Raw genomic sequence first — 942 nt, 5'->3', positions numbered from 1 at the left:
CGACCGGTGGCGAAGGGCCCCCCGCGCGGGAGGCCCTCGCGGTGCTCGACTGGGATCGGCTGGCCGTCCGGCCGCGGGCCGAGGAGGTGGTCCGGGCCGCCGCGATCTTCTTCCTGCTCCCCGACGGCCGGCTCGACCTGACCCGCGTCCGGGCCTACGCCCGCGGCTATCGTGCCGCCGCCGGGGTGGACGGCGAGGAACTGGCGGCCGGCGCGCACCGGGTGTGGTGGGAACGGCTCAACGACTTCTGGATCCTGCGGTGGCACTACGAGCGGGAGGACCCCCGGGTCGATCCGCAGTTCCCCGCCACCTCCGCGCTGGTGCCCTGGTGGTGCCGGAACACGGCGGCGGTGCGGGAGGCGTTCCGCGCCTGAACGGGCGGGGTGGTCCGGGGGACGTGTCGTGTCGCGCCGGTCCCGCCCCGCACCTCGACCAGGTGCGGGAGCAGGCGCAGGTAGACGGCGGTGTCGGGGTCGACATGCGCGCCGGGCCCGGCGGAGGCGTGCCCCGGGAGGGCGTCGGGCGCGGGGGAAGAGCCGTCCGCGGTCGGGGGACGCCCGAAGGCCGCCCGCTCGGCGGGCTCCGGCACCGCCCGGCGGGCCGTCCCGATCACCTGCACGCTGCGGGGCCCACCGGCGGGCCCCGGCCCGGCCACCGCGCGGTAGGCCACCACGCCGCCATCCGCGCCGGAGGGCACCTCCTCACCGTCGGCCATCCGCAGCAACACCCCCTCCCCGGTCACCAGGTGCTCGGCGGAGAGGAGAAAGGGAAGCGCCCGCCGGGTCACCGCCACCTGCCCGGCCGGCAGGGACACCAGCAGACGCAGCGCATCCGCCACGTCGGTCGAGAAGAGCCGGGCACCATCGGGCGTCCCGGTCCCGCCGATACCCCCGGAGTCGTCCGGGGGTGCCCCCGGGGCGGACGCCTCCGACGGCGGGGACG

1 protein-coding gene and 1 pseudogene are annotated in these 942 nt (G+C 78.0%); one reads left to right on the top strand and one right to left on the bottom strand.

Going from position 1 to position 942, the window contains the following annotated elements:
- A pseudogene (locus FNQ90_RS24945) lies at positions 1-374 on the top strand (aminoglycoside phosphotransferase); the annotation flags it as partial.
- Here FNQ90_RS24945 and FNQ90_RS24940 read toward each other — a convergent pair.
- On the bottom strand, positions 266-942 hold a 677-nt coding region (locus FNQ90_RS24940; RefSeq protein WP_228471588.1), incomplete at its 5' end, for a pyridoxamine 5'-phosphate oxidase family protein. The pseudogene FNQ90_RS24945 and the gene FNQ90_RS24940 overlap by 109 nt on opposite strands.

This window comes from Streptomyces alkaliphilus, assembly GCF_014141535.1.
GTDB classification, from domain to species: Bacteria; Actinomycetota; Actinomycetes; order Streptomycetales; family Streptomycetaceae; genus Streptomyces; species Streptomyces alkaliphilus.
This window is presented reverse-complemented; position numbering and strand designations above follow the sequence as displayed.